Source organism: Stenotrophomonas beteli (genome assembly GCF_001431665.1).
Lineage (GTDB): Bacteria > Pseudomonadota > Gammaproteobacteria > Xanthomonadales > Xanthomonadaceae > Stenotrophomonas > Stenotrophomonas beteli.
Map to the genome: position 1 here is coordinate 1 of NZ_LLXV01000104.1, position 1,508 is coordinate 1,508.

Consider the following 1,508-nt stretch of genomic DNA (forward strand, 5'->3'; position numbering starts at 1 on the left):
CGCATGCTCACCGCAGCCTTGGCCTCTTCCAAGTTCCCAGGACGGGAGGGTGAAACAGCCTCGGCCGGCCCTCGGTTCGACTCCTGCGCGGGGGCCAGTGGCGGGGGGGGCACGGAATCGATGGGCCGAGCCACTTCTGCCACAGCAGCGCCTGCCGATCTGGCGGGGGCACCCGATTCAATGCCCGCCGGTCCGCCCGTTTGGGCCGCTACCGGGCGCGGCGCTTGTTGCGCTGAACGCCGCGAGGGAAGGGCGGATGCCTCCATCAACTCGGCCAAGGTCGGCTCTGGAGTGGGCACCGGCTGGGCGGGAGAGGGTGGCCCTTTCGGGCGCATCGCCTGCCACTTGGCCCAGAGCCAAACGGCAGTGGCCACCGCAACGACGATCCCCAAACCGATCCAGACTTCCTTTGGTACCAACGCTATGACGACCAGGACTGCGACAATCCAGCTGCCTGCGGTTTGCTTCCTTCTCGCCATGTGGCCCCCTGCCTTTGGCGCTTCCTTCGGGCCATTGTAGCTCGCCCGTCAGAAGGGGGACGCGCATCGCGAGGAAGGGGCGGGGGGACCGACTTGGATCGGGTTCCGCCCATTCAGTATTTTCACCCATATTCCTGGAGTGCCTGACCCATGCCTTGGCGTTGATGGCCGGTCCAGGGAGCGGGGATGATCAGTGGGGCGGTGAGAACCGTGTTTCGCCAACCGTGAGCAAGTGCCGCTTCAAGGCTGCGACGATCTCATCGTCTGGCAGGTTTTGGGCACCGGCCAGGAAGACGAGTTCGGCCACTTGTCGCCTGCGCTTGGCGTCGTCGCGGCGTTTGATGGCTTTCTCCCGGGCATCCTGCCGCTGGTGCGCCAGAAGCTCCCTGGCTTGAAGCTGGGCCAGCCGATGGGTGGCCCGCTGGATCTGATCGCGGTAATGATTGGTGGACGACATGCTCTTCTCCTTGTGAAGTGTCCTTCAGTGAAGCAATGATTTCTCATCCGTCAACCTATCGATGGCGGCATCGTTTTCGCGCTTGAAGCAATTCGGAAAATCACAAAGAAGAGAAGCAAAAGCAAAGAGCGAAAAGCGCACTTAGGCATCACAAGTGATGCGTGCGCAATGGGCTTCGCCCCTTGAACCCCAAGCCGCTTTGCGACTTGCCAACGGCAAATTCAAAGGCATAAAGAGCTCAAAGAACTGGAGCTCTCTGCATGGCGATCTACCACACCCGCGTCAAAACCTTCTCCCGTGCCAAGGGCCATTCGGCCGTTGCCGCCGCTGCCTACCGCGCGGGCTTGTCGCTCGTAGATGAGCGCACGGGAGCGCGGCACGACTACTCTCGCAGGGGCGGAGTGGTCGAGAGCCGCTGGGTAGTGCCTTTGAAGGCACCCGACTGGTCGCTCGACGCCTCAAAGCTATGGCAAGCGGCTGAGGCGGCCGAGAGGCGAAAGGACGCGACCGTGGCCCGCGAGTTTGAGATCGCACTTCCGCACGAGCTCAACGGGCCGCAGCGCTCGGCCCTG

At 63.1% G+C, this 1,508-nt stretch carries 2 protein-coding genes; one reads left to right on the plus strand and one right to left on the minus strand.

Annotation, left to right across the window (positions count from 1 at the left end; all coding sequences use genetic code 11):
* Positions 1–669: 669 nt before the first annotated feature.
* The gene (locus ARC23_RS20155) at positions 670–936 is read right to left on the minus strand and encodes a hypothetical protein (protein ID WP_057498840.1); all 267 of its coding nucleotides are present in this window, start codon (positions 934–936) and stop codon (positions 670–672) included.
* Positions 937–1,196: 260 nt separating this feature from the next.
* On the opposite strand from ARC23_RS20155, the gene ARC23_RS20160 reads away from it, so the two are divergent.
* A partial coding sequence (locus ARC23_RS20160; protein ID WP_160321674.1) for a MobA/MobL family protein occupies positions 1,197–1,508 on the plus strand: 312 nt, incomplete at its 3' end.

What these genes read in the sequence shown, in the direction of transcription:
- ARC23_RS20155 (WP_057498840.1), bottom strand. Translation starts at nt 936, where the DNA reads ATGTCGTCCACCAATCATTACCGCGATCAGATCCAGCGGGCCACCCAT.